Genomic DNA, 25,062 nt, shown 5'->3' with positions numbered 1-25,062 from the left:
GGGGCTCATGGGGCTCACAGGACCCCACAAGGAACAAGCCGCCCAGGAGTCACCGAAGAGTGGCAATTCACGCTCACCGGTGATGCCGTACGAAAACGGACCATCTCCCTGGTGAGGGGGGCGAATGCCTCCTAGCGGACCCCCGCGTCAGGGGCCGGGGAAGATGTGCCAGAGTTGCCACGTCCGCCCTGTCAGCACGTACCGTACGCGCAACACAGGTGGGACCAGGTGGGGCAGCGGGAAGGGGCAGCCGGTTTGACCACGCACGCACCGCAGGCGGCGCAGGCCGTGACCCTGCCCGGCTCTCTGGACGAGGCGGTCGCGGCCCTGGCCGCCATGCCCGCCGCCGTTCCCGTCGCGGGCGGGACCGACCTCATGGCCGCGGTCAACGCGGGTCAACTCCGGCCCGCGGCCCTCGTCGGCCTCGGCCGGATCAGCGAGATCCGCGGCTGGCAGTACCAGGACGGACACGCGCTGCTCGGCGCGGGTCTCACCCACGCCCGCATGGGCCGTCCCGACTTCGCGGCCCTCATCCCGGCGCTGGCCGCCGCCGCGCGCGCCGCCGGTCCGCCGCAGATCCGCAACGCGGGCACCCTGGGCGGCAACATCGCGTCGGCCGCCCCCACGGGGGACGCGCTGCCCGTGCTGGCCGCACTGGAAGCCACGCTGATCATCGCGGGTCCGGGCGGCGCCCGCCGCGAGATCCCCGTCTCGCATCTGCTCGCCGGCGTGGAGATGCTCCGCGGCGGCGAACTCATCGGCTTCGTGCGCGTGCCGCTGCTGCACGCGCCCCAGGTCTTCCTGAAGGCGACGGGACGCACCGGCCCCGGCCGCGCGATCGCGTCCGTGGCGCTCGTCCTCGACCCCGCCCGGCGCGGTGTGCGGTGCGCCGTCGGTGCCATAGCGCCGATGCCGCTGCGGCCCCTGGACGCGGAGGCGTGGGTCGCCCGGCTGATCGACTGGGACAACAACCGGGCGATCGTCCCGGAGGCGCTCACCGCCTTCGGGGAGTACGTCGCCGCGGCCTGCATCCCCGACCCCGTACCCGAGGCGGACGGCTCCGTGCCACAGCTTCCGCCCGCCGTACTGCACCTGCGGCGCACCGTCGCCGCACTGGCCCGACGAGCACTGGGGAGGGCACTGTCGTGACCGACGACCAGCACGGAGAGGCCACCCCCCGGGGCGGCACCCACGGAGCCTGGGAGCCGCTGCCGCAGGGTGACTACGACGACGGCGCCACCGCCTTCGTCAAGCTCCCCGAGGGCGGCATCGACGCCCTCCTTGCGGACCGGGACAGCCCGCTCGCGGCGCCCGGCCACGGCTATGTGCCCCCGCACATCACCTCGACGTCCCCGCCCGTCGCGGCGACCGACCCGGGAGCCACCGGCACCTGGGCCGTACCCCCGGACGCCGTCCAGTGGCCCGACCCGAACGCGCAGGCCCCGCAGGAGACCGGCGGCGACCGGTTCGCGTACCAGCCGGGCGCCACCGGGCAGTGGGACTTCCGCGACGCCGTGCGGGAAGGCTCCGCGGCGTCCGGGCACGACGTCACCGGGCAGTGGTCCATCCCGGTCGCCAACGGCGATCTTCCGGACGAATCGGGCGAGTTCACCACGTCCGCTCTGGTCGAGCAGTGGGGCGGCACCCCGCCTCCCACGCTCCCCGGCGGCGCGGCCGCGCCCTGGGCGACGGAGGCCGTCGGCGAGGCATGGTCCCGCGCCCCGGAGGAAGTCCCCGCAGAGGCCCCCACGGAGCCGTCGACGGGCGCTCAGGCGGCCATGCACGCCGAGGCGCTCCAGGAGGGCACAGGCGCCCCGCACGAGGCTCCTGAGGCCGTTGCCGAGCCGGTGGCAGCCGAGGCGCCCGAGGCGGACGCCGACCCGGCCGCGCAGGGCTCCGAAGCCGGCCGAGGCGCCGAAGCCGTGGAGGCCGTCGAAGGTTCCGAAGGCGCCGACTCCGACGACGACGCGGCACTCGCCGCGCCCCCGCACGACGAGCACCCCCTCGCCTCGTACGTCCTGCGCGTGAACGGCGCCGACCGGCCCGTCACCGACGCCTGGATCGGCGAATCGCTGCTCTACGTACTGCGTGAACGGCTCGGCCTCGCGGGCGCCAAGGACGGCTGCTCCCAGGGCGAGTGCGGAGCCTGCAACGTGCAGGTCGACGGACGGCTCGTGGCCTCCTGCCTCGTCCCCGCCGTCACCGCCGCGAGCAGCGAGGTCCGCACAGTCGAGGGCCTGGCCGCCGACGGGCAGCCCTCGGACGTGCAGCGGGCGCTCGCCAAGTGCGGCGCCGTGCAGTGCGGTTTCTGCGTACCCGGCATGGCGATGACCGTGCACGACCTCCTGGAGGGCAACCCCGCGCCCACCGAGCTGGAGGCCCGCCAGGCGCTCTGCGGCAACCTGTGCCGCTGCTCCGGCTACCGCGGGGTCCTCGACGCGGTGCGCGAGGTCGTCGCCGAGCGCGAGGCGCACACCGCCGCCGACCACGAGCAGTCCGCACAGGACGCCGACGAGGCGCGCATCCCGCACCAGGCGGGCCCGGGCGCCGGCGGGGTCAACCCCGCGGCGGCGCACGACGCGTACGACGGATACGCCCCCCAGGAGCAGCCGTACGGCCAGGACGGAGGCCAGGCGTGAGCAACGAAGCCGCGACCGCGACACCCGAGGCACCCGACACGGGGCCCGAGGCACTGCCGCACGGCCTCGGCACCTCGCTGACGTCCGTGGACGCGCGTGCCAAGACGGAGGGCACCTTCCCGTACGCGGCCGACCTGTGGGCCGAGGGCCTGCTCTGGGCGGCCGTGCTGCGCTCGCCGCACCCGCACGCGCGCATCGTGTCGATCGACACCAGCCACGCGCGCGAGATGCCCGGCGTCCGCGCGGTCGTCACCCACGAGGACGTGCCCGGCGCCGCCCTGCACGGCCGGGGCAGGCCCGACCGCCCGGTGTTCGCCTCCGAGGTCGTACGCCACCACGGTGAGCCCATCGCCGCCGTCGCCGCCGACCACCCCGACACCGCGCGCATGGCCGCCGCCGCCGTCATCGTCGAGTACGAAGTACTCGACCCGGTGACCGACCCCGAGCAGGCCTTCGAGGCGGCGCCGCTGCACCCCGACGGCAACCTGATCCGGCACATCCCGCTGCGCCACGGCGACCCGGACGCGGCCGGCGAGATCGTCGTCGAGGGCCTCTACCGCATCGGCCGCCAGGACCCCGCCCCGATCGGCGCGGAGGCCGGCCTCGCCGTGCCGCGACCCGACGGCGGCGTCGAGCTGTACGTCGCCTCCACCGACCCGCACACCGACCGCGACACGGCCGCCGCCTGCTACGGCCTCGAACCCGAACGCGTGAAGGTCGTCGTCACCGGGGTGCCCGGCGCCACCGCCGACCGCGAGGACCAGGGCTTCCAGCTCCCGCTCGGTCTGCTCGCGCTGCGGACCGGCTGCCCGGTGAAACTCACCGCGACCCGCGAGGAGTCCTTCCTCGGCCACGCCCACCGCCACCCCACCCTGCTGCGCTACCGCCACCACGCGGACGCCGAGGGCAAGCTGGTGAAGGTGGAGGCGCAGATCCTGCTCGACGCGGGCGCCTACGCGGACACGTCGTCGGAGTCGCTGGCCGCCGCGGTGTCCTTCGCCTGCGGCCCCTACGTCGTCCCCAACGCGCTCATCGAGGGCTGGGCCGTACGCACCAACAACCCGCCCTCCGGCCATGTGCGCGGCGAGGGCGCCATGCAGGTGTGCGCCGCCTACGAGGCGCAGATGGACAAGCTCGCCAAGAAGCTGGGCATGGACCCGGCGGAGCTCCGGCTGCGCAACGTGATGGCCACCGGGGACGTCCTGCCGACCGGTCAGACGGTGACGTGCCCGGCCCCGGTCGCCGAACTGCTGCAGGCCGTACGGGACTACCCGCTTCCCGCGCTGCCCAAGGACACCCCCGAGGACGAGTGGCTGCTGCCCGGTGGCCCCGAGGGCGCGGGCGAACCCGGCGCCGTACGCCGTGGCGTGGGCTACGGCCTCGGCATGGTGCACATGCTCGGCGCCGAGGGCACGGACGAGGTCTCCACGGCCACCGTGAAGGTCCACGACGGTGTGGCGACCGTCCTGTGCGCGGCGGTCGAGACGGGGCAGGGTTTCACGACGCTGGCCCGGCAGATCGTCCAGGAGACGCTGGGCATCGACGAGGTGCACGTGGCGCCGGTCGACACCGACCAGCCGCCGGCGGGCCCGAGCTGCCGGGGCCGTCACACCTGGGTGTCGGGCGGAGCGGTGGAGCGTGCGGCGAAGATGGTCCGCACCCAACTGCTCCAGCCGCTGGCACACAAGTTCGGGATGTCGACCGAGCTGCTCCAGATCACCGACGGCAAGATCACCTCGTACGACGGTGTGCTCTCCACGACTGTCACCGAGGCGATGGACGGCAAGGAGCTGTGGGCCACCGCGCAGTGCCGCCCGCACCCGACGGAGCCCCTCGACGCCGCCGGACAGGGCGACGCCTTCGTGGGCCTGGCCTTCTGCGCGATCCGCGCGGTGGTCGACGTCGACATCGAGCTGGGTTCGGTACGGGTCGTGGAGCTGGCGCTCGCCCAGGACGTCGGCCGGATCCTCAACCCCGCGCAGCTGACGGCCCGTATCGAGGCGGGCGTCACCCAGGGAGTCGGCGCGGCCCTGACGGAGAACCTCCGCACGGCCCGCGGCCTGGTCCGCCACCCCGACCTCACCGGCTACGCCCTCCCGACCTCTCTCGACGCCCCCGACATCCACATCGTCAAACTGGTCGAGGAGCGGGACGTCGTCGCGCCCTTCGGTGCGAAGGCGGCCAGTGCGGTACCGGTCGTCACGTCCCCGGCAGCCGTCGCGTCCGCCGTCCGCGCGGCGACGGGCCGCCCGGTCAACCGCCTCCCGATCCGCCCCCAGGCGGCCGTGGTGACGACGTCGTGAGCACCCCTGAGACGCCCTCCGAGCCGCCGCGCTACGAACCCGGGCCCAGCGTCGGCAAGTTGATGCTGGGGCTGCTGGTGTTCGTGCTGGCGGCCGTGGTGGTCGTCGTGGGTGGCGTGTACTTCAGCTGAGGTCTCCGAGGCGGTCCGAACCGACTGACCGTCGTGTGTTTCCTGGTGTTTCCGGCGTTGTCAGTGGCGCGGCGTAGGGTTCTCGAACAGTGGGGAACTGCCGCGGGGTGACGGGTGTTCCGCACGGGGGAAGCACGGATGCGTTCACATGCGCGGGGGAGCCATGAGCACGACTGACACCGATGTCGGCGGCGCGGTAGCACTGACCGAGGTTGAGCTGGATCCGTACGTCACGCACGCGGCGACACGGCGGTGGATGGCGGAGCCCGGACTGCTGTCCGACGGCACGCTGCTGCGGTTCGACACATTGCGGGAGCACGGGCTGCGGAGGGTGGCGGACCTCGTCGGCGAGGCGGACAGGATCGCCGAGGAGCTGTGCGACCAGCTGGTCATAGGGGCGCTGCGTTCCCTCGACCGTGACCTGGAGCCGATCGTGCTGGACGGCGCGACGGGCGAGATCACCTCCATGTACGTCCACCGCAATCTCAGCCCCGTCGACTTCCTGCCGCTGGCTCCTTCCCTGGGGGCGCTGCTGCGGTTCACGGCGGCCACGGAGGAACTGGCGGACAGTCGCGGCCAGTTCGCCTCCTACGAGGGCCGGTTCGGTCCGAAGGCGGTCGGCGAGGCGTCCAGGGCGCTGGCCGCGGTCTTCGAGGAGCACGTGGGCGACGGCCGCGTTCCGCCGTACTGGAGGATGGCCGCGCTGATCCGTCCTCTCGCCCGGATCGCGGGCCCCGGCGACGGACTCGTCCTCGACCTGCCCAAGCGTCTGCTGGACGAGGAGTTCGGCGCGGGCGGGATCATGCGCTTCGAGGACGTGGACTTCCCACCGGCGCTCACACACGAGCCGACGCGCCGCTTCCTGCGCGAAGTGGGCCTCCCCGAGGACGGCTTCCTGTTCCAGCTGGAGACCGAGGTCCCGCTGCCGACCCTCACCGAGTACTGCCTCGACGTCCGCTCCGGCGACTTCACCGAGGACCAACTCCCGGTCGGGGCCGCCGGGTTGATCCGCCTCGGCCACCTGATCGAGGACGCCGGCCTCGTCGTCGACGGCACCACGGGCGCGGTCCTCGCCTGGAGCGAGACCGACACCACCCTCCGCCCCCTGAACACCGACATCTCCACCCTCGCCTTCACCCTCTGGCTGCTGCGCCGCGAGAAGTCCCTCGACGCCGAGCACCACCTCAGCAGTGCCTACGGGCAGTTGGCGGCCACCGTGATCCAGACCCTCGCCCAGATCGACCCCGTCGCCTGCGCCCCGACCCCGCTGTCGGACGATGACGGCGGCTGGCGGTACTGGCCGGAGATATTCGAGGACCAGGCGGGCGGGGTGCTGTACGCGTAGCTGCGCGGGGTAGCCGCACCCGGGAAGGGCTCGCGGAACGGGCTCGTGGAACGGGCGTGCGGCATCGCGGATCGGCCGTGCCATCCGCCGCGCCGCGACCGCGGTCGGCTCAGCTCGTGCCCCGTCCCGGCGGCCCGTCCGTGCCGTACAGCTCCGCCGAGGCGTCCACATGGGCCAGCCTGCGCAGCGCGCTGAACACCGCCTCGCCCAGTACGGTTCCGATCACCGCGCTCTCCACCACGCCTTCCACCCCGCCCTCGGCCGCTGCCCGCCGGTCCACGTATGCGAGGTCGGCGCGGGCGACCCGCTCCGCGGCGTCGGCGTAGACGTCGAGCACCTCGACGAACTCCCCGTGCCCCAGCCGGGCCATGGCGGCAAGGGCCTTGGACAGGTCGGCCGCGGCCGGGTTCGACTCGTGCGTCCGCCAGCCGCGCCGGGAGACCAGGTCGGCGACGGCGGCCTGCGCGGCCGCCGACTCGGTGTCGTCGTGCTCGATGCTCTCGTTGCCGAGGCGGTCCGTGGCGGCGCCGAGCACTTTGTGCAGCGGACGCGTCGGATCATCGATGGCCGTCAGCACCTCCGCGATCTCGGCCACCTTCATGCCGCCCACGTCGAGCAGGGCGCGGATCAGCTGCAGCCGACGCTCGTGCGCGTCGCCGTAGGTCGCCTGGTTCGGGCTGGTCAGCTCGCCCGCAGGCAGCAGCCCTTCACGGACGTAGTACTTGATCGTCGGCACCGGTACTCCGGTTCTTCGACTCAACTCTCCGATGCGCACTGCCGGTTCACTCCTTGGTTCTGGCCCTGTTCGCCGTGCCGGCCCTTGCGGCCTTCCCCTCCCATCATAGATAGTGTGGCTATCGGATAGCGGATAGTGCTGCTATCCGCTTTGAAGGGGGAGTCATGTCTTCGCTGCTTCAGTCCTCGTCGCCCGCGCCGTCGTGGTGGCCTTCGGTTCCCTGGCGGTCTCCATGGCGGTCATGGCATCGACCGCTGGTGCTGTTCTCGGCGGCGATGGTGGTGACGGCGGTCGTGTCCGCGGTGGGACTCGCCGTCGACGACCGGGTCCTGGTGGGCGCGCCGATCTGGTTCAAGCCGTTCAAGTTCTCCGTCTCCTTCGTGGCGTACGGCCTCTCCCTGGCCTGGATGCTGTCGCTGCTGCCCCGCGGGCGGCGCGTGGGCTGGTGGGCGGGGACGGTCGTCGCGCTGGCGAGCCTCGGCGAGATGGTGATCATCACGGGGCAGGCGGCGCGCGGAAAGCGCAGCCACTTCAACTACGCAACGCCCTTCGACACGGCGCTGTTCAACACGATGGCCGTCACCGTCGTCATCCTGTGGCTCGGCACGCTCGTAGTCGCCGTTCTGCTGCTCCGCGCCAGGATCGCCGACCGCGCGTCCGCCTGGGCGATGCGCTCCGGCATCGTCCTGGCGCTGGCCGGAGCCGCTGTCGGATTCCTGATGACGCAGCCCGCGCCGGGGCAGCGGCGCGGCGTCTCCAAGGTGGTCGGCGCGCACAGCGTGGGCGTACCGGACGGCGGTCCCTCCATGCCGCTGACCGGCTGGTCGACGACCGGTGGCGATCTGCGGGTCCCGCACTTCGTCGGCATGCACGCCCTGCAACTCCTGCCGCTGCTGCTCATGGTGCTGACCGCCCTCGCACCGCGCTTCGCCCGCCTCGCCGACGCCCGGGTGCGTTCGCGCCTGGTGCTGCTCGCCTCGGGCGTGTACGCCGCAGCCTTCGCGCTGGTCCTGTGGCAGGCGCTGCGAGGCCAGCCGCTGATCCACCCGGACGGGGTGACGGTGGGGGCGGGGGCCGCGATCCTGGCGATCGCCGTTCTCGGGGCGTACGTGTCGCTGCGGGTACCGACTCCCGCGCCGGCCAAGGCAATTGACGCCGAACACGCCGAACACGCCGAACACGCCGAACACGCCGAACACGCCGAGCACGCCGAACACGCCGCACGTGCTGACGCTTCGAAGGAGCTCACGTCATGACCGGTTTCCTCTTCGAGTTCTCCTTCTGGCTGGCCGCGCCCGTCTGGCTGCTCATGATCTTCGCCCCCGGGTGGGGCCCGACCACTCGCATAGCCGGATCACCACTGACCGTGGTCCCCATCCTGCTGCTCGCCTATCTCCCGCTCGCGATCCCGGTGTTCCCCGAACTCTGGACCGCGGTCAGCCGCCCGGACATCGACACCTTCCGCGACCTGACGGCCCTCGCGGACGGCGCGGGAGCCATCTGGGCCCAGGTCATCGCCTGGGACCTCCTCATCGGCCAGTGGATGTACCGGGAGTCCCGACGCCTCAGGCTCTCCCCCCTCCTGACGGGCCCCCTACTGACCTTCACGATCCTGCTGTCCCCGTTTGGCCTGCTGTTGTTCCTGTGCGTGCGCGCGACGAGGACACGGCGGGTGCTCCGCGATGAGTTCGCGGCGGCGGCGTCCGGCTGAGCCCAAGCGAAAGGGCGACACCCTTTTCGGGGTGCCGCCCTTTCGTTCTGCCAGGTCTGAAAGACAGAGGCCGTGGCGGGATTCGAACCCACGTAACTCGCTTTGCAGTCTGCTCACGCAGCCTGGGACTCGTACCGAGTCTGACCAGGCTCGTCCCCTTGGTCAAGCGGTTCTAACCAGTGCAGGCGACTGACTCAACTCCGGGACGCGTGCCTCCCCTTGGGGCACAGACGGCTACTGCCCTTAGCCATACGGACTCTCGCGTCTGAATTACTAGGCCGGGGTCATCCGGGATTCCGAACGGTGAAGGTGGGGGGTCTTTGTACCAATGGTTGCACTGCCACCTGACTGTTCGTCAGAGAGCTGCGCCCTGGTGTAGGCGCCCTAGTGGCAGCGTTCATCAAACGACCGTTTGCCGAACCAGTGCCGACAGTCCCCAGGTTGACCCCGTTCACCTAGAGATCTGTTCATAAACTCGTTCATCTATGTGGTAGTGTTCATCTTGTTGATGGATACGTTTGATGAACATGGAGGGGTAGTCATGGCACTGGTCGGACTAGTTCGGGTGAGCACGGACAAGCAGGAGACGGCTCGGCAGCACGACGCACTCACGGAAGCCGGGTGCGTGAAGGTCTTTGAGGAGAAGATCTCAGGGAAGCTCACCGTTGCGGAGCGCCCTGGTCTCGTCTCTGCTCTCGACTACATGCGAGAGGGAGACATGCTCACGGTTCAGGAGGTAGACCGACTCGGCCGGAACCTCCTTGAGGGACTGCTGATGCTGACTGAGCTTTTCGAGCGTGGCGTAGCCGTCAAGGTGCTGGACGGAGTTGCCAAGGGTGAGCACACAGAGCGCTCCCTGATCCTGGATCTTGCTTTCGCTCTGGCAGAGGACAGGCGACGGGACATCGTGAAGAAGACCAAGAACGGTCTTGAGGCCGCTAAGAAGCGCGGTCGGGTAGGTGGACGTCGTCCGGTCATGTCTGACGCTCTTACCGCTCAGGCTGTGGCGCTGAGGGACAAGGGATTCACGATCCGGCAGATTCAGCCGCACCTCACCTACAAGACTCAGGACGGAGAGACCCGTAACCCTTCGGTCGGTGCCATCTCTCAGGCTCTCCAGGCGCACGACGCTGAGAACGATTCGTAAGCCCTTACAGCGCGACTGCCGGACACACAGGAACCAGTGGAGAGAAGCATGGGGATCATTCAGACCGTTGTCGGGGCCATCGTGGGATGGGCGTTCATCATCATCGCGGTAGGCAACGCAATACTCTGGCCCGTCGTAGCGCTGATTGAGTGGGTACAGGACCGAAGACGTAAGAGCTAGCTCCTGGTCCCTCACAGAGCCGTACAGACCCCTTGCTGAGGCTGGCAGGGGGTCTCTTGCTGTGCGCGCTACGTCCGATAGCTAATACAAACCCTGGGACAATAGAGAGACAGGCAGACGACACAGACAGACAGGAGTACAGCCGTGGGCGAGTACACACCAGGATTGCCATTGGATATGGACGCCGTAGACGAGGTAGCCCAGACAGCTACAGCAGGAGGAGACAAGGCAGAGCAGACGTTGGGGGACATGCAGGAAGGATTTCTGAAAGCTCATGAAGAGGGCCGCTTCTCTCACTTCGCCCAGGGCACAGGAGAGGGCCGCGCCAATGGCCGTGGCCTGAGAGCGCTATTGGAAGCGATTCCCGCTGTCTAGAGATTAATGGAAATTCCACTGTGATTCTAGACACAATATCTAACCGAATATTACGGCGCGTATTCGAAGAGTTCCGATTGTCACTTTGAGTGAATTATCGGAACTCTTCTGCGTTTGGGCTCAATCCACTAGTGAATGAATACCTGCCATAATAGACATGAAAGGACAGCAACACTACTCGGAATACACAAGGAGCATCACCAGGGGCATAGGGAAAACAGCGAAAGACTAAGCCAATGAAACGTAAGAGACTGCAAGACCTCCCTATCTGGCGCGGAGACTTTGAGGCAGGAGAGCAAGCGGTATGGATCTGGCACAACGAAGATCTACCGTGGCCTCTCAGATACGCCGCTCAAAGAATCATGCTGGACCACGCTTTCAGCAGCAGAGAGCGCTGCATAGCACAGCTCATTAAGGGAGGATGGATGGTCCAGGATGAGAAAGGGATACGTTCCGTAGTACCCGGAAAGAAGAGCGGATGGAAGAAGAAGTAATTGAACTAGAGGGAACGCCAGAGACTCCCTGGAAAGCTAGGCGAGTGGAAGCACGGGCAAACCTCCTTTGGACGTACCTGAATCTATGCAAGGACGAGAAGACGAGATTCACGCAGTCTGAGCTAAGTGAAGTTCTCGCCCTAGGCGTAGACCGCGTACACCTCAGAGAAGCCGTAAGGAATCTCGAAGAACGTGGGCTACTGCGAGTAAATCGCAGTCACAGACCACACCGATACACATTGATCGAAGAAAAGCAAGACGAAAGGCAAACAGCAAAATGACAGACACGAACGCATTCAACTTCGGCGCACAGGAAAACTGGTTTGCGCGCTATTCAGACCCGAAGAATCAAGCCGAGAGAGCCGCTAGAAAGGCGCAGGAAGAGCTAGACGCACAAAGACAGGCTGAGGCAGAGCAAGCGGCTCAGCTACGCACTCAGGTCATGTACCGCTCTGGTCCAGCCATCATTTCCCTGATTCGCCAGTACGTGAACTCTAACCGTCCTGCCATGACTACGGAGATTCGTAACCTCTTCAAGCAACAGCTAAAGGGCGCAACGGACCATGAGTTTCAGGAATCCCTAGAGTGCTTGAAGCAGCAAGGAGAGGTAATCGAGAAGGCTACGACTACGGGATACAGCGGGGCCAGCACGGAAGGATTCATGGGCGAGCGTGTGACAAATCTCTGGGTAGTGGCGGATTTGGGATGAATCTTGAAGACCTCAGCTTCCCGGCTATCGCCCTCTACACGTATTTTGAAGACGGATGCGAAGCAGACTCAATTCGTACGCGAGAAGTTTTTTACCAGTCATTCCCCGAAGCTAATTACGAAGACGCATTGGATGAATTGAAGAATGCGGGAATGTACCCCGAAGCCGGCGAGCCCTATTCATATGGCGAACCAAGGGGAATTCTATTCACGCAGAGAAGTGCAAGACTGATAGTGATTGACTAAAACAGTAAGACCCCATATCCATCTGGACGTGGGGTCTTCTGTAAAGGTGATTCGAATAGTATTCCGGAATATGGCTATGCCTAAGGAAAAGGATACAGGGGTTTTGGTAGTTGTCCGAAAGAATTGAGAATGTCCGATTGGCCATTGTTCGAAAGAATTTTGCTTGTCCTGGTGTCTCCTAATTCATTTCGACCAAGAACAGGGATACGACTGTAAGCGGCGCTGTACGCCCTTACGGGCGACGGCTGGAGCAAGGAGACGCAGGAACCCACGTACGGCTCTCAGACGGCCGTACAGAGCCACAGGGGCACGCTAGGCGCAATCCCGGCCTAGGAGGGGCTGAGCGCTACGCAAGTCCGCGTGGCGTTGCTCGTGAGTCGCATCTATTGAGGAACCGGGGGCGCGCGAGCGTAGATCAATGAGTGGCAATTCGTCAACGGTTGACGCAGAGATCATCCCTGGTAGTCTGATGCCCTTACTTCGAACCACCCCAGCACGTAGCCCCAGGATTCCGGTCCTGGGGTTTTTGCTGTTCCCGGAAATGATATAAGCCCCATTCCCTTGATGCCTGTAAATCAAGAGAATGAGGCTTATATCGGAGGACAAACAACAGATAGAACGAAGCCAGTTCCAGGTACGAAAAGCATCTGCCTAAAGGATATCAGTAATAGTGCCAGCGATTACTGGCAGGATTCTCCTTTGGGGGAGAATAGAACTAAGCCACGGGAAAGGAAGAAACCGTGAACATAAACCGTAATCATAAGGAGTTTAGCACGTATGACTGTCGTAACCGAGGAAACCCTAGGAGTAGTACCTGACTCACCGTCGGAACTATTTGAATTCAATCGAGAGCTTCTGATTCAGGAAGCTATTGTCATTGCTGAGATAACAGGGGCGGGAATCGTCCCTATCAAGAACAAGGTACCCAAGCAGAGTGGCTGGCAGCATAAGACAGCGAAGAATCCTGAGCAGATTCGGGAGGCCCTTTCGCAGTCTTGGGTGAATGGTGCTGGTGTTCTGCTCCCTGCCGATAAGTATTGCGTAGTCGATACCGATACGGCGGAGGCGGAACAGTGGGCAAGGGAGGAGCTGCCTGAAACCTTCACCGTGCAGACCCTTAAGGGGTACCACCGTTACTACTCGGTTCCCGGACCCATCAAACAGGACCGGTCCGTAATCCGTGATGGAGTTGATGTTCTTACCGGCCAGAACTACGCGGTATATGTCGGCTCGGTTCACCCTGATACGGAACAGGTGGAGTACCGCCACACGGACAGCAGCAGGGACATTGAGAGCCTGCCTGCGTCGCTGTATGAGCGCCTGAAGACGGATGCTGAGGGGAAGACGTCAGGGACGGCCGGTAAGGCTATCTCAGGGGCGTCTACGGCTTCCGTGGAAGTCTCCGAGAGCGCATCGAAGAACGCTGAGGACGTCATCGCACGTCTGAAGCCTCAGACCCGCGCACGGCTCAATGACACGTCGGATGGCAGAGATGGCAGGGTCTATTCGGTAGTGCTCTCGCTGCTTCAGTCAGGTTGTGGTGGAGTAGCCGACGTAATGGCAGTGCTCTTGAAGTACCCATTGCGTGACAAGGTGCTAGAGCAGCCGGACCCCTGGAAGTATCTGTCCCACAAGGTACGCAGCGCACAGGAGTACATTGCCGAGAATCCCGCGCAGCGTATGACACTCCCGTACTGGAGACGGCTGCTGAGCGGAGCAAGCCTCAAGGCGGGATACAGGAAGGTACTGCAAGCTATTGGCTACATGGCTTTCACGCAAAGCAAGGAACAAGGGAGGGACGTAACCAGACTGACGCTGTCACAGAGGGACGTAGCGCTAGGCGCAGGAATGTCCAAGCCAGCCGCTAGGAAGTGGATAAACCAGGCTGTAGACGATAAGTTCCTGAAGAAGATCACCGATCCTTCCCAGGGTTCCGGCTACGCCACGGTTTATCTGCTGACCGTTCCCCGTACTGGTGACTTCGCTGGAGTCGAGCAACGGGAGGTAACCGGAATCGACGTAGGTCACGACGCGTTTAGGCACGGGGCTCTTGCTTCCGCTCTGCCGGTATTCCACGAACTCCACTACGGACCAGGATCAGTCAAGGAGCTACACGAACGCATGGGAGGAAAGTCAAGTGTTCAGACCACAAGGAACAACCTGAACAAGTTGAAGGACGCGGACATAGCCGAGAACGAAAAGAAGATTTGGAAACTGACTGAAGACTATGAGCTGAAGTTGGATGTATATGCGATAAAGGCTGGAACCTTCGGTAAGCGGGAGCAGCAGAAGGAGCAGAACGAGATAGAACGGGAATTCTGGGGGATTGTGTGCAGGAACCGAACGGAATGGGAAGCGGAGCGAGTATGAGCGAGGTTGCTTGGAAGCAAGTCATGAAGACCGAGATCCTGCGGGTGTACCAGTGTGCGGGATGCGGTGACGGAGCGGAGAGGCCGGACGGCTGGAAGGGAGTTTTCTGCTCTGAGGAGTGCAAGGGAGACGCCCGGACAGTCAGAGCCATGCGTGAGGAGATCAGGACAGGGAGACTGACACCAGGTACCAGAGCAATGAAGGTTCTATGGGATGACCTCATGAGGTTTGGGATGGACTACCAGGAACTACCTCCTAGGTCGTACGAGCTTATGGAGCGGGTGTTCTTCCCCGAACCTATCTATCCGGCAGACCGAGAAGACTGGTCCTCCACATGGCAGAGCTTCAAGAAGGTACGGACGGTAGGAGAACCCTGGGAGCACAAGGAACCTGTCTTTGTAGCGAAGTAGGGGGGATGTATGTTGCTTCGCTGCGCTACGCCGTTACTCTCGCCTGCGGCTCGGTAACGAAACGCCTGCGGCGGCCAACACACCAGGATGCATACTCCCCATCCATGGAGACAAGGAAAACCAAACCTAGTTACCACTACTTACCCCTCACTGTTGAGGGTATAGATATGGGAACTAGATTTGGTTTTTTTGGTTACCCCCTGGTCCTTTCGTACCGAGCGAAGCGAGAGTACGTCCGCCGTAGGCGGAACACGCACATACACCGATATCAACTCTGGAAACAGAGAATGCGCATAACCGGATAGAGAATTTGGTATTAGTCCTTCGCCGGCTGGACGTTGTCGGGTATTACCGAATTCCCCCTATTCTCTATTCCCTAATTCAATATCGGGTACTGTATTTGTTTTTTAATGAGAATTCCTGCTATGACTCCTAGTTTCGGTACTGATCTCTCCAAGTAAGAGTTACTCTTGTGGAGGGGGTCCGAGGAAGTGGCCGAAACTTCCGAGTTTCAGGGAATCGAGAAATTTCTTAGATAGTTACTTCTGTGCTGGATAGTGCATCGTCATGATGCGTCCGGTCTTCACTGCCATCTTTGCCGCCTTGGGCAGAGTCAGGATCAGTGCCTTTCTTCCTACCTGGTTGATCGCAGGTTCAATCGAGAGCACTTCAGCAGTCTTGCCATTCCACAGTTTCAGGTGATCCCCTGCCTTCAACTTGTCTGCTCTCTTGCGTACTGGCTTGTTGATGCTTCCTCCTCATGGTCGTCTGCTTTGAGCTATGACTATCCCATGAGGCACTGACAAACGAGAAGGGTAGATTCCGCTTACGGAACAAGGGCGATAGCTCCGGCCTGTCAGCCCTCTGCCTCTTCTGAGAGATCATCGAAGGAGAGTTGCCTCTCCGTTTGCTTCAACAGGTCCTTCTCCAAGTATTCTTCCCATTGTTCGCGTAGCTTCTGGTCACTGCGAGGTAGATCCGTAACAGACAACCACTTACTGGCAACCGAAGATCCGTTAGCGAGTGTCACTCTTACTTGGGTTACATCCCAATGTTCGGGGACAAGGACGCTGTCGTCGTGCCTGATTGCCCAACTTACGGTAGTGAATGGTTCGAGGGTCATACGGTCTTCACCCTCCACCCAAGATGGGTCCATAGCGACTTCCACCAATAGCCTCGCCCTCCAACGGCGGAAGCGCCCCCTCTTAAGGATCCTTCGGCCCACGATCTCAACGCTTTCGACAGCGACCGGTACGGCAGTGACGTTGGTCAACTGCGCATAGAAAGCGTTTTGGACAGTCTGTGGGTCTCGTACTGATGACCACCACTCATCATCGACGGGGACCGGTGCATAGACGACCCTCTTGAACCGAACCCGAGGGCGACCACGGCGGAACGTTGCAAAGGTGACTGTCCAAGACGATGCGGCGAACGCGGCGCTCACGCCACTGATAATGATCGCGATCACGGGAAGCGACATGCGCCAAGGATGCCCACCTGTAAGCCCGTTGGACCCTGACTTGGGGAACATCTGTGGTTGGACATGAGAAGACCCCTGGACATCCCGTATCCAGGGGCTCTCAGCGTTTCTAGGGGCTCTCTGGGGGTGTATCCATCACATAGTTGCCCTGCCCGACTTCCAGCCGTAGCCACCCCTCCGTACGGAGCGCCACCACTGCCTTCTGTGTAGTCGCCTGTGCCGTCCCGTACTCCGCCGCCAGTGCGACCGTCCCAGGGAAGCGCTCACCAGGTGCCCACTCTCCAGCGCGCAACCGGCGGCGCAGGTCATCGGCAATCTGGGGCCAGAGGTTCCGGGAACGGTCAAGATCAGCCATACGGCCAGCGTGTGCGCTAGCGCGCAATCCTGCTACCGCGCTTACGCGTAAGCGCATAAGCTCAGCTCAACCGGCTATGAGGAGCTGATGACATGGCAGAGCCAAGCGTCGTCCGTCTGCTGCCCTGGGGTGGACCAGAGGGCAAGAGGGCGCACCTGGTCACCGACGGCACTCCGACACCCCTGTCCCTACTGGCTGACAGGATCGAAAGCCAGCAGATCGAAACGGCAACCGTCATCGTGGAGTTGGCACGGCCGATGGTCGGCGAGGAAGCCAAGCTGACCGCAGATGAACTGCGCTGGATCTGCTCTCGGCTCATCGAGAGTCTGACGGAAGTGCTGAACATCGCAGAGAGCCGGGGACAGAGAATCCCTGACTATGAGGAGTGACGTGAAGAGGACGCATACCCGCGTGGCGGGAATGGCTCTGCTGTCTGTCGTTGCCATAACCGGGTGCGGGGGCACTGGGGAAAAGAGCGCTCAATCAGATGAGCCAGTAAAGGTCACCCACTGCGGCACTGGCCAGGACACCACGATGGAACTCCGAGCAACCAACAACTTCCCGGACCCTACGGCCTACTTCATTCAACTGTATTGGTTCGACAAAACAGGGAGACAGGCGGACGCGTTGAGGATGACCACTCCCGGCATCCAGCCAGGCAAGTCCATCACATTCACTGCTGAGGCGCGCATGCCCGGAGAGGGATGGACCTGCGGTGTCAAGGTACTGGGAGCGCAGTAAGCCCAAGTTCCTGTAGGCAGTAGAAAGCCCCGGCAACCCAACCAAGGGAAACCGGGGCTCAGCTGTGTCTTGGGTCAGTACCTATCTCCCAAGCCCTGTACGGCGTTCACAGCCCGAGTGCTGGCCATGTCTGCGCCGTACCTGCGGAGCATGGAAGGAGACTTCCATCCCCGGATAGCCATGATGTGCTCTCCCGAGACTCCAGCCGCTTTCAAGTCGTCTGCCCACGTGTGGCAGAACGAGTGAGGGGCTACCTGTGCAGGGTCGTAACCTGCCTCTCCTGCCCGCTTCTTCACCATGACGTACAGCCCCCTGTACTGGAGTGGACCCCTGCCACGGGTGCCAAGCCAGAGGAACGGGGTGGAGTCGGCCATGGGGTGAGTGGAGCGCACTCGTAGATACCGAACGAGAGCCTTTACGGTCTTTGGCTGGAGAGGAATCACCCTGCCGTCCAGAGAGTTCCGGTCCATCTTCAGGGGGACCACGATCAGTGTGTGTCGAGTGAGGTCTAGGTCTTCCACCCGCAGGTTCAGCAACTCCTCTGCCCTCAGTCCCTCAGTGAGTACGCGGATGATCGCGTGATCCCTCACTGTCTGGAAGTCGCGCACCTTGGGAGAGCCGTTCCCCGTGACTTTGAGTACGTCGGCCACGAAGTCAGTGGAGAGGGTCTTGGGCTTACCGATCGGGGGAGCCGTGTACCTGTGGAGCTTGGGGGAGTCGTAGGGGTTGGGGTGGTCGTATTCCTCTGCGAGATAGATGAACAGAGGGCGCAGGTTCCTTTGGAGAGTGTTGGTGCCTCCCGTGTAACCGCCCTTTCCATCCTGCGACTTGGGCACGTCATGCACCTGGTAGTACCAGCGAAAGAAGCGGTTCAGGGTGGCTACGTCACATGCGGTGAAGTCGCCTTGCATATCGCTCTCGGTCATCCAGTTGTGCAGGGCGACACCAGCGAACTTGTACGCGTTGATGGTCTTGCGCTGAAACGGACGGCCGTACCTGTTGGTGATCGTGCTCAGGTGAAGGTCCAGCTCTTCCAGCATGGCCGTACGCGCGTCTGTGGCTGAGCGTCCGTCGATGACCCTGAGAGGTGCTGTCGGCTGCTGCTGCGCATCGGTGCTCTGAGGCTTCCTGAGCGCGCTCCGGAGAGGTGTACGTGAGGCTGCGCGGTTGGTCACTTGGGCTCCCTGTGCGCCGTGTGGCGCTCTGTGGAGCTAGGTCAGTCGGTGGTGGACCAAGCAACTGACCTAGCCCCGTCTCGGACGGGAGTCCCTTGCTGTGAGAGCAGTGTCTGACCTACGAACATGCAGGTCAGACCACATATAAGAGGCCGTGGCGGGATTCGAACCCACGTAACTCGCTTTGCAGGCGAGCCCCTGAACCACTCGGGCACACGGCCGTTGTCGAGACCGGCACGGCTCACACGTTCCGCTCTCGATGTGTCGACGGTAGAGCGGGTGGGGGAGGGGGCTCAAGGGTTCCGGGGGTGCTGCAACGGGACTGCCATACGCCGTTCACGAACCGCCCGCGTGACGTCGAGCAGGGCTCGCAGGGAGGTGGGTGCCGTACGGATGCCCAGCGACGGTCCGGGGCCGAGGGCCGCCGGGCGCACGGGCCACCTCCCCACGGAAGAGGCCCCGGGCCACCGCGGCCCCCAAGTGGCACCCCACCCCCCACCCCGCGCATCCTGGAGATGTCGCGGCGTGCCGCGTCGCCGTCGGTGAGGGCCAGGAGGCCGTTGCGACGGTGGGGTGCGTGAGCGCCGTGTTGCGAGGCGTACGAGGCATGAGTCAGGTGGCGGCACGCAAGTGGTGGACCCTTGGCGCCGTCTGCGTGGCGGCGTTCATGTTGCTGCTCGACATCACCGTGGTGAACGTGGCGCTGCCCTCGATCCGCGAGGACCTGGGGGCGAGCTTCTCCGATCTGCAGTGGGTGATCGACGCGTATGCGCTCACCCTCGCCGCCTTCGTGCTGACCACCGGCTCGCTCGCCGACCGACTGGGCCGGCGCCGGGTCTTCGCGTGCGGACTCGTGGTCTTCGCCCTCGCCTCCCTGATGTGCGCGCTGGCGCCCGATCCACTCTTCCTCAACCTGGCGCGTGCGGTGCAGGGGGTGGGCGGCGCGGCCATGTTCGCGGTGTCGCTGGCGCTGGTCGCCCAGGAGTTCCCGGCCGGGCGCGAGCGCGGCATGGCGATGGGACTGTACGGGGCGACGATCGGGCTCGCGGTGGCGATCGGCCCGCTCATCGGCGGCGCCCTCACCGACGGGCTCGGCTGGCAGTCGATCTTCTACCTCAACGTGCCGATCGGGGCGGCCGCGCTCGTGGTCACGTACGCGAAACTGCGCGAGAGCCGCGATCCGAACGCCACCCGGGTGGACTGGCCCGGCGTCGCCACGTTCAGCGTCGCCCTGTTCCTGCTGGTGTGGGCGCTGGTGCGCGGCAACGACGAAGGGTGGGGCAGCGCGCTGATCGTCTCGCTGTTCGCGGGCGCCGCCCTGCTGCTGGCCGCGTTCCTCGTGATCGAGACGCGGGTACGCGAACCGATGCTTCCGCTCGGCCTGTTCCGGCGGCGGGCCTTCGTCGGGGTGCAGCTCGCCGCGTTCGGGGTCTCCGCGGCGATGTTCGCGATGTTCCTCTACGTCACCCTGTACATGCAGAACTTCCTCGGCCTGTCGCCGTACGCGACGGGCGTGCGCTACCTGCCGATCACCGTGGCCAGCTTCCTCGTGGCGCCGGTGGCCGGCGCCCTGCTGTCCCGGGTGCAGGCGCGGCTGATGCTGTCCGTCGGGCTCGCTGCCGTGGGCGTCGGGCTGCTGCTGTGGGGCGGGATCCAGACGGACTCCCGCTGGACGACTCTGCTCGCCGGGTTCCTCATCGGAGGCGCCGGAATCGGGCTCATCAACCCGGTGATCGCGGACGTGGCCGTGAGCGTGGTGCCCACCGAGCGCAGCGGGATGGCGGCCGGCATCAACGACACGTTCCGCCAGGTCGGCATCGCCGTCGGCACCGCCGTCTGGGGCGCGATCCTCATCGGCCGCGGCGCCGACAAGGTCGGCGAACTGACCGCGGGCACCCCGGCCGCGAACGGCGGACAGCCGCATCGCTTCGTCGAGGCCGTCTCCTCCGGCGACCTCGACCAGGCCCTCGCCCCGCTGCCCCCGGCCTCCCGCGCCGCCGTCGCCTCCGCCGCGCGGGAGGGCTTCCTCAGCGGCCTCAACCTCGTCCTGCTGCTCGGCGCCCTGGTCTGCTTCGTCACCGCGGCGCTGGCTCTGTGGCTGGTGCGGGAACACGAGATAGAACGGCAGGCCACGGTGGCAGCGCCGACACCGGAGCGGGTCGAATCCTGACGGCGGGGAACCGGCCGCCGGGCGCCACGAGGCCCCCGTACGGCGATGTGAGCTAGGTCCCATGGATGGCTGACCCGGCGTAGTCCGCGCGTTGACAACACCGGGGCGCCGGTAGGGTGGCCCGGTTGTCATACGTAGCCGAGCCGCTCAACCACCCCACGGAGACCGTGACTACCACCGCCACCAACACCCACTCGCATCACCTCTCCCCGGCCTTCCCCGGGCGCGCCCCCTGGGGCACCGCCGGCAAGCTGCGTGCCTGGCAGCAAGGGGCGATGGAGAGGTACCTCCAGGAGCAGCCGCGCGACTTCCTGGCCGTCGCCACGCCCGGCGCCGGTAAGACGACGTTCGCGCTGACGCTCGCGTCCTGGCTGCTGCACCACCATGTCGTGCAGCAGGTGACGGTGGTCGCGCCGACCGAGCATCTGAAGAAGCAGTGGGCGGAAGCGGCCGCGCGCATAGGGATCAAGCTGGACCCGGAGTACAGCGCGGGCCCGCTCAGCAAGGAGTACCAGGGCGTCGCCGTGACGTACGCGGGTGTCGGCGTGCGGCCCATGCTGCACCGGAACCGGGTGGAGCAGAGGAAGACCCTCGTCATCCTCGACGAGATCCACCACGCCGGTGACAGCAAGTCCTGGGGCGAGGCCTGCCTCGAAGCGTTCGAGCCCGCCACCCGCCGTCTCGCGCTGACCGGTACGCCCTTCCGGTCCGACACGAATCCCATCCCCTTCGTCACGTACGAGGAGGGGAACGACGGGATCCGGCGGTCCTCGGCCGACTACACCTATGGATACGGGTCCGCCCTCGGCGACGGGGTCGTGCGGCCCGTCATCTTCCTCTCCTACAGCGGCAACATGCGGTGGCGTACGAAGGCGGGCGACGAGATCGCCGCGCGGCTCGGCGAGCCCATGACCAAGGACGCCATCAGCCAGGCCTGGCGCACCGCCCTCGACCCGCGCGGCGAGTGGATGCCCAGCGTGCTGCGCGCCGCCGACCGCCGGCTGACCGAGGTGCGCAAGGGCATCCCGGACGCCGGCGCCCTCGTCATCGCCTCCGACCAGGACTCGGCGCGCGCCTACGCCAAGCTGATCCGCGAGCTCACCGGTACGAAGGCCACCCTCGTCCTCTCGGACGACACCGGCGCCTCCAACCGGATCGACGAGTTCAGCCACAGCGACGACCGCTGGATGGTCGCGGTGCGGATGGTGTCGGAAGGCGTCGACGTTCCGCGGCTCGCTGTCGGCGTCTACGCCACCACCATCTCCACCCCTCTCTTCTTCGCGCAGGCCGTCGGCCGCTTCGTACGGTCCCGGCGGCGCGGCGAGACCGCCTCCGTCTTCCTCCCCACCGTCCCCGACCTCCTCGGCTTCGCCAACGAGATGGAGGTCGAGCGCGACCATGTGCTCGACAAGCCCAAGAAGGAGGGCGAGGAGGACCCGTACGCCGAGGAGGACAAGCTCCTCGCGGAGGCCGAGAAGCAGCAGGACGAGGACACCGGCGAGCAGGAGCAGTTCTCCTTCGAGGCGCTGGAGTCCGAGGCCGTCTTCGACCGCGTCCTCTACGACGGCGCCGAGTTCGGCATGCAGGCCCACCCGGGCAGCGAGGAGGAGCAGGACTACCTCGGCATCCCCGGGCTCCTCGAACCCGACCAGGTACAGATGCTGCTGCAGAAGCGGCAGGCCCGGCAGATCGCGCACAGCCGCAAGAAGCCGGACGACGAGGCCGACCTCCTCGAACTGCCCGCCGAGCGGCGGCCCGTGGTCTCCCACAAGGAGATGCTGGAACTCCGCAAACAACTCAACACCATGGTCGGCGCGTACGTTCACCAGAGCGGCAAGCCGCACGGCGTGATCCACACCGAGCTGCGCCGCGTGTGCGGTGGGCCGCCGAGCGCCGAGGCCACGGCCGGGCAGCTGCGGCAGCGGATCGCCAAGGTGCAGGAGTGGGCCACCCGGATGCGGTGACGGGGCGGGACGGGGAGGGTGCGGTGGCGCGTCCGTCCGTCCCTTGCCTCCCGTCCGGGGCGGCCTTTTTCTCGTACGTGGATCAGTGCCCCGGCGTGCCCCGGCGCACTCGCCGACGTGTACGCCCCGTGCAGGGGTGGTGCACGCCCTGTGGCGAGCGCCCTGCTTATCGGGACAAACGGAATCAGTCCACACCGTTCGATGCCCGGATTCTGGACGGAGACTTCCGCTGAGCGGACCGGCTCGCTACTGTCCCGCTACGCACACGCCCCGTGGCAGCGCCGCCGCGGAGCGCAGCCGTGAAGCGACTGGGCCCGGGACGACCCGGGTCGTATGCCGACCGGCGGCCTCTGAAAGCGCGTCGCCGACGGGACTCGGTGACGCATCTGCCGCGAGGGGGCCGTCGACCTCACCACTAAGGAGTGGGCGTCGTGACCGCGGAGACCTCTCAGACGCTCGACCGGGGCCTCAAGGTCCTCAAGCTGCTCGCCGACACGGATCACGGGCTGACCGTCACCGAGCTCTCGAACAAACTGGGCGTGAACCGGACTGTCGTGTACCGGTTGCTCGCCACTCTGGAGCAGCACGCTCTCGTCCGCCGCGACCTGGGTGGCCGCGCACGGGTCGGGCTCGGTGTGCTGCGCCTGGGCCGCCAGGTCCACCCGCTCGTACGCGAGGCCGCGCTGCCGGCGCTGCGCGCGCTGGCCGAGGACATCGGGGCGACGGCGCACCTGACGCTGGTCGACGGGACGGAGGCGCTGGCCGTGGCCGTCGTCGAGCCGACGTGGACGGACTACCACGTCGCCTACCGCGCCGGTTTCCGCCACCCGCTGGACCGGGGGGCCGCCGGGCGCGCCATCCTCGCCGCCCGGCAGACACCGGTGTCCGAGCCCGGATACACGCTCACGCACGGGGAGTTGGAGGCGGGAGCCAGCGGCGCCGCGGCTCCGCTCATCGGCGTGACGGGGGTGGAGGGAAGCGTCGGCGTGGTCATGCTGGCCGACTCCGTACCGGAGCGGGTGGGGCCGCGAGTCATGGACGCGGCACGCGAGGTGGCGGACGCACTGCGCTGACCGCGCGCGCCGAAGGGACTCGGGCGCGAGCTGCCGGGGTCGGGACGCGAGCCGGCGGGGGGCGGGCGCGAGCCGGCGGGGGCGGACGCGAGCCGGCGGGATCCGGATTCGAGCCGCGTGGACCTGGGTGCCGGCCGTCGGGGCCTGGGTGCAAGGCGCGTTGCCGTCGGATGCGTGCCGCGTGGACCTGGGTGCCGGCCGTCGGGGCCTGGGTGCAAGGCGCGTCGCCGTCGGATGCGTGCCGCGTGGACCTGGATGCAGGCCGCCGGGGCCGGGCGCAAGCCGCCGCCGCGGCCGGATACGAGTCGCCCGGCCCCAGACGCCGCCCCCGCAACCCGCCGTCGCCGGACGCCGGCCGCCCGAAGCCCAAGCCGACCCGGTAATCCCCTCCGGCCAAGGCGGTGGGGTGCTCAAGTTAGATTGATCCCGTGCTCTCTCGCCTCACGCGCCCCCAGGCCATCGCCGTCTGCGCCCTCCCCGTCGTGGCTCTGCTTGCCACGGCGGCGTTCGCGCCGCTGCCGTTCTCCGTTGCGCAGCCCGGCATGACGGCGAACGTCCTCGGCGAGAACAAGGGCGATCCGGTGATCACGATCAGCGGCGCGGCCACCCGGGCGACCCGCGGACAGCTGCGGATGACGACGATCGAGGCGACGGGCCCCGACATGCACGTCTCACTCGGTGACGTCCTCGACGGCTGGTTCCGCACCGACCGGGCGGTGCTGCCGCGCGACTCCGTCTACCCGAGCGGCGACAGCGTCAAGGAGATCGAGGCGCACAACACCGCGCAGATGAAGGAGTCCCAGGACACCGCCACCGAGGCGGCGCTGTCCTACCTCCACAAGAAGGACGTCAAGGTCACGCTCAAGCTGGCCGACGTCGGCGGTCCCAGCGCCGGGCTGCTCTTCTCGCTCGGCATCGTCGACAAGCTGGACGGCAACGGCAGCGGCGGCGACCTCACGGGCGGCCGCACCGTCGCGGGTACGGGAACGATCGACGCCGACGGGACGGTCGGCGCGGTCGGCGGGGTGGCACTGAAGACCCAGGCCGCCCGGCGCGACGGGGCGACGGTCTTCCTGGTCCCGAAGGCGGAATGCTCGGACGCGAAGTCGGAGCTGCCGAAGGGGCTGCGCCTGATTCCGGTGACCACGCTCAAGGGCGCGGTGGACGCGCTGGTCGCGCTCGAGAAGGACCAGGGCTCGGTACCGAGCTGCTAGGGGGTGTTTTGAAAGTCCCGCACAGCACCCACGGCGCCCGGCACGCGCCCTCGCCGCACCGGCCGAAGCCCCAAGTACGTCCAGTACGAGGGCCT

Annotated in this window: 21 protein-coding genes and 1 tRNA gene; 17 read left to right on the top strand and 5 right to left on the bottom strand. The window is 66.0% G+C overall.

Going from position 1 to position 25,062, the window contains the following annotated elements:
* Window positions 1–255: 255 nt before the first annotated feature.
* From ACN6LB_RS36595 to ACN6LB_RS36575, 5 genes are all read left to right on the top strand, one after another.
* On the top strand, window positions 256–1,149 hold the full coding sequence (locus ACN6LB_RS36595; RefSeq protein WP_356141241.1) for an FAD binding domain-containing protein: 894 nt from the start codon (window positions 256–258) through the stop codon (window positions 1,147–1,149).
* Window positions 1,146–2,639, top strand: coding sequence for a 2Fe-2S iron-sulfur cluster-binding protein (locus ACN6LB_RS36590; protein WP_445029621.1), 1,494 nt, complete (start codon window positions 1,146–1,148; stop codon window positions 2,637–2,639). Before ACN6LB_RS36595 ends, ACN6LB_RS36590 begins: the two co-directional genes overlap by 4 nt.
* Window positions 2,636–4,942: a xanthine dehydrogenase family protein molybdopterin-binding subunit gene (locus tag ACN6LB_RS36585; protein WP_445029620.1), complete on the top strand. Its 2,307-nt coding sequence runs from the start codon at window positions 2,636–2,638 to the stop codon at window positions 4,940–4,942. Before ACN6LB_RS36590 ends, ACN6LB_RS36585 begins: the two co-directional genes overlap by 4 nt.
* Complete coding sequence (locus tag ACN6LB_RS36580; protein ID WP_356141235.1) at window positions 4,939–5,073, top strand: hypothetical protein; 135 nt, start codon at window positions 4,939–4,941, stop codon at window positions 5,071–5,073. Before ACN6LB_RS36585 ends, ACN6LB_RS36580 begins: the two co-directional genes overlap by 4 nt.
* Window positions 5,074–5,236: 163 nt before the next feature.
* Complete coding sequence (locus ACN6LB_RS36575) at window positions 5,237–6,418, top strand: SUKH-4 family immunity protein (RefSeq protein WP_445029619.1); 1,182 nt, start codon at window positions 5,237–5,239, stop codon at window positions 6,416–6,418.
* A 109-nt stretch (window positions 6,419–6,527) separates the two neighbouring features.
* On the opposite strand, the gene ACN6LB_RS36570 is transcribed toward ACN6LB_RS36575, so the two are convergent.
* Window positions 6,528–7,193 (bottom strand): MerR family transcriptional regulator, encoded by a 666-nt coding sequence (locus tag ACN6LB_RS36570; protein ID WP_356141231.1) that lies wholly within the window; start codon window positions 7,191–7,193, stop codon window positions 6,528–6,530.
* A 236-nt stretch (window positions 7,194–7,429) separates the two neighbouring features.
* On the opposite strand from ACN6LB_RS36570, the gene ACN6LB_RS36565 reads away from it, so the two are divergent.
* From ACN6LB_RS36565 to ACN6LB_RS36535, 7 genes are all read left to right on the top strand, one after another.
* Complete coding sequence (locus ACN6LB_RS36565; RefSeq protein WP_445029639.1) at window positions 7,430–8,410, top strand: hypothetical protein; 981 nt, start codon at window positions 7,430–7,432, stop codon at window positions 8,408–8,410.
* Window positions 8,407–8,865: an ABA4-like family protein gene (locus ACN6LB_RS36560; RefSeq protein WP_445029618.1), complete on the top strand. Its 459-nt coding sequence runs from the start codon at window positions 8,407–8,409 to the stop codon at window positions 8,863–8,865. Before ACN6LB_RS36565 ends, ACN6LB_RS36560 begins: the two co-directional genes overlap by 4 nt.
* Before the next feature lie 541 nt (window positions 8,866–9,406).
* Window positions 9,407–10,012, top strand: a complete 606-nt coding sequence (locus ACN6LB_RS36555; RefSeq protein ID WP_445029617.1) for a recombinase family protein — start codon at window positions 9,407–9,409, stop codon at window positions 10,010–10,012.
* A 324-nt stretch (window positions 10,013–10,336) separates the two neighbouring features.
* Window positions 10,337–10,567, top strand: coding sequence for a hypothetical protein (locus ACN6LB_RS36550; protein ID WP_445029616.1), 231 nt, complete (start codon window positions 10,337–10,339; stop codon window positions 10,565–10,567).
* A 771-nt stretch (window positions 10,568–11,338) separates the two neighbouring features.
* Window positions 11,339–11,770 carry a hypothetical protein gene (locus ACN6LB_RS36545; protein ID WP_445029615.1) on the top strand — a complete coding sequence of 144 codons (432 nt, stop codon included), beginning with the start codon at window positions 11,339–11,341 and terminating at the stop codon, window positions 11,768–11,770.
* Window positions 11,771–12,792: 1,022 nt separating this feature from the next.
* A complete protein-coding gene (locus ACN6LB_RS36540) occupies window positions 12,793–14,385 on the top strand; it encodes a bifunctional DNA primase/polymerase (RefSeq protein WP_445029614.1) in 1,593 nt (530 codons plus the stop codon).
* Window positions 14,386–14,408: 23 nt separating this feature from the next.
* The gene (locus ACN6LB_RS36535) at window positions 14,409–14,795 is read left to right on the top strand and encodes a hypothetical protein (protein ID WP_445029613.1); all 387 of its coding nucleotides are present in this window, start codon (window positions 14,409–14,411) and stop codon (window positions 14,793–14,795) included.
* 856 nt (window positions 14,796–15,651) lie between these two features.
* Here ACN6LB_RS36535 and ACN6LB_RS36530 read toward each other — a convergent pair.
* Together ACN6LB_RS36530 and ACN6LB_RS36525 are read right to left on the bottom strand one after the other, a co-directional pair.
* Complete coding sequence (locus ACN6LB_RS36530; protein WP_445029612.1) at window positions 15,652–16,275, bottom strand: hypothetical protein; 624 nt, start codon at window positions 16,273–16,275, stop codon at window positions 15,652–15,654.
* 109 nt (window positions 16,276–16,384) lie between these two features.
* Complete coding sequence (locus tag ACN6LB_RS36525) at window positions 16,385–16,630, bottom strand: GntR family transcriptional regulator (RefSeq protein WP_445029611.1); 246 nt, start codon at window positions 16,628–16,630, stop codon at window positions 16,385–16,387.
* Between the two features lie 92 nt (window positions 16,631–16,722).
* Here ACN6LB_RS36525 and ACN6LB_RS36520 point away from each other — a divergent pair, with 92 nt between their 5' ends.
* Complete coding sequence (locus ACN6LB_RS36520; protein ID WP_445029610.1) at window positions 16,723–17,019, top strand: hypothetical protein; 297 nt, start codon at window positions 16,723–16,725, stop codon at window positions 17,017–17,019.
* Window positions 17,020–17,445: 426 nt separating this feature from the next.
* Here the strand turns inward: ACN6LB_RS36520 and ACN6LB_RS36515 are convergent, their stop codons facing one another.
* Both ACN6LB_RS36515 and ACN6LB_RS36510 read right to left on the bottom strand, forming a co-directional pair.
* Window positions 17,446–18,411, bottom strand: coding sequence for a tyrosine-type recombinase/integrase (locus ACN6LB_RS36515; protein WP_445029609.1), 966 nt, complete (start codon window positions 18,409–18,411; stop codon window positions 17,446–17,448).
* Between the two features lie 284 nt (window positions 18,412–18,695).
* A tRNA-Cys gene (locus ACN6LB_RS36510) sits at window positions 18,696–18,767 on the bottom strand.
* A 386-nt stretch (window positions 18,768–19,153) separates the two neighbouring features.
* On the opposite strand from ACN6LB_RS36510, the gene ACN6LB_RS36505 reads away from it, so the two are divergent.
* From ACN6LB_RS36505 to ACN6LB_RS36490, 4 genes are all read left to right on the top strand, one after another.
* Window positions 19,154–20,716, top strand: a complete 1,563-nt coding sequence (locus ACN6LB_RS36505) for an MFS transporter (RefSeq protein WP_356141227.1) — start codon at window positions 19,154–19,156, stop codon at window positions 20,714–20,716.
* Window positions 20,717–20,883: 167 nt separating this feature from the next.
* The gene (locus ACN6LB_RS36500) at window positions 20,884–22,680 is read left to right on the top strand and encodes a DEAD/DEAH box helicase (protein WP_445029608.1); all 1,797 of its coding nucleotides are present in this window, start codon (window positions 20,884–20,886) and stop codon (window positions 22,678–22,680) included.
* A gap of 431 nt (window positions 22,681–23,111) precedes the next feature.
* The gene (locus ACN6LB_RS36495) at window positions 23,112–23,753 is read left to right on the top strand and encodes an IclR family transcriptional regulator (protein ID WP_356141221.1); all 642 of its coding nucleotides are present in this window, start codon (window positions 23,112–23,114) and stop codon (window positions 23,751–23,753) included.
* Between the two features lie 428 nt (window positions 23,754–24,181).
* Entirely contained in the window at window positions 24,182–24,967 is a 786-nt protein-coding gene (locus ACN6LB_RS36490) for a S16 family serine protease (protein ID WP_445029607.1), read from the top strand.
* Window positions 24,968–25,062: the final 95 nt, after the last annotated feature.

This window comes from Streptomyces sp. SAS_270, from assembly GCF_052543295.1.
This window is presented reverse-complemented; position numbering and strand designations above follow the sequence as displayed.

Excerpts from the sequence above, each read along its gene's own strand:
- ACN6LB_RS36565 (WP_445029639.1), top strand. The coding sequence starts at position 7,430 with ATGGTGGTGACGGCGGTCGTGTCCGCGGTGGGACTCGCCGTCGACGAC.
- ACN6LB_RS36520 (WP_445029610.1), top strand. The coding sequence starts at position 16,723 with ATGGCAGAGCCAAGCGTCGTCCGTCTGCTGCCCTGGGGTGGACCAGAG.
- ACN6LB_RS36555 (WP_445029617.1), top strand. The coding sequence starts at position 9,407 with ATGGCACTGGTCGGACTAGTTCGGGTGAGCACGGACAAGCAGGAGACG.
- ACN6LB_RS36545 (WP_445029615.1), top strand. The coding sequence starts at position 11,339 with ATGACAGACACGAACGCATTCAACTTCGGCGCACAGGAAAACTGGTTT.
- ACN6LB_RS36515 (WP_445029609.1), bottom strand. The coding sequence starts at position 18,411 with ATGCTGGAAGAGCTGGACCTTCACCTGAGCACGATCACCAACAGGTAC.
- ACN6LB_RS36560 (WP_445029618.1), top strand. The coding sequence starts at position 8,407 with ATGACCGGTTTCCTCTTCGAGTTCTCCTTCTGGCTGGCCGCGCCCGTC.
- ACN6LB_RS36575 (WP_445029619.1), top strand. The coding sequence starts at position 5,237 with ATGAGCACGACTGACACCGATGTCGGCGGCGCGGTAGCACTGACCGAG.
- ACN6LB_RS36535 (WP_445029613.1), top strand. The coding sequence starts at position 14,409 with ATGAAGACCGAGATCCTGCGGGTGTACCAGTGTGCGGGATGCGGTGAC.
- ACN6LB_RS36505 (WP_356141227.1), top strand. The coding sequence starts at position 19,154 with ATGAGTCAGGTGGCGGCACGCAAGTGGTGGACCCTTGGCGCCGTCTGC.
- ACN6LB_RS36525 (WP_445029611.1), bottom strand. The coding sequence starts at position 16,630 with ATGGCTGATCTTGACCGTTCCCGGAACCTCTGGCCCCAGATTGCCGAT.
- ACN6LB_RS36530 (WP_445029612.1), bottom strand. The coding sequence starts at position 16,275 with ATGTCGCTTCCCGTGATCGCGATCATTATCAGTGGCGTGAGCGCCGCG.
- ACN6LB_RS36540 (WP_445029614.1), top strand. The coding sequence starts at position 12,793 with ATGACTGTCGTAACCGAGGAAACCCTAGGAGTAGTACCTGACTCACCG.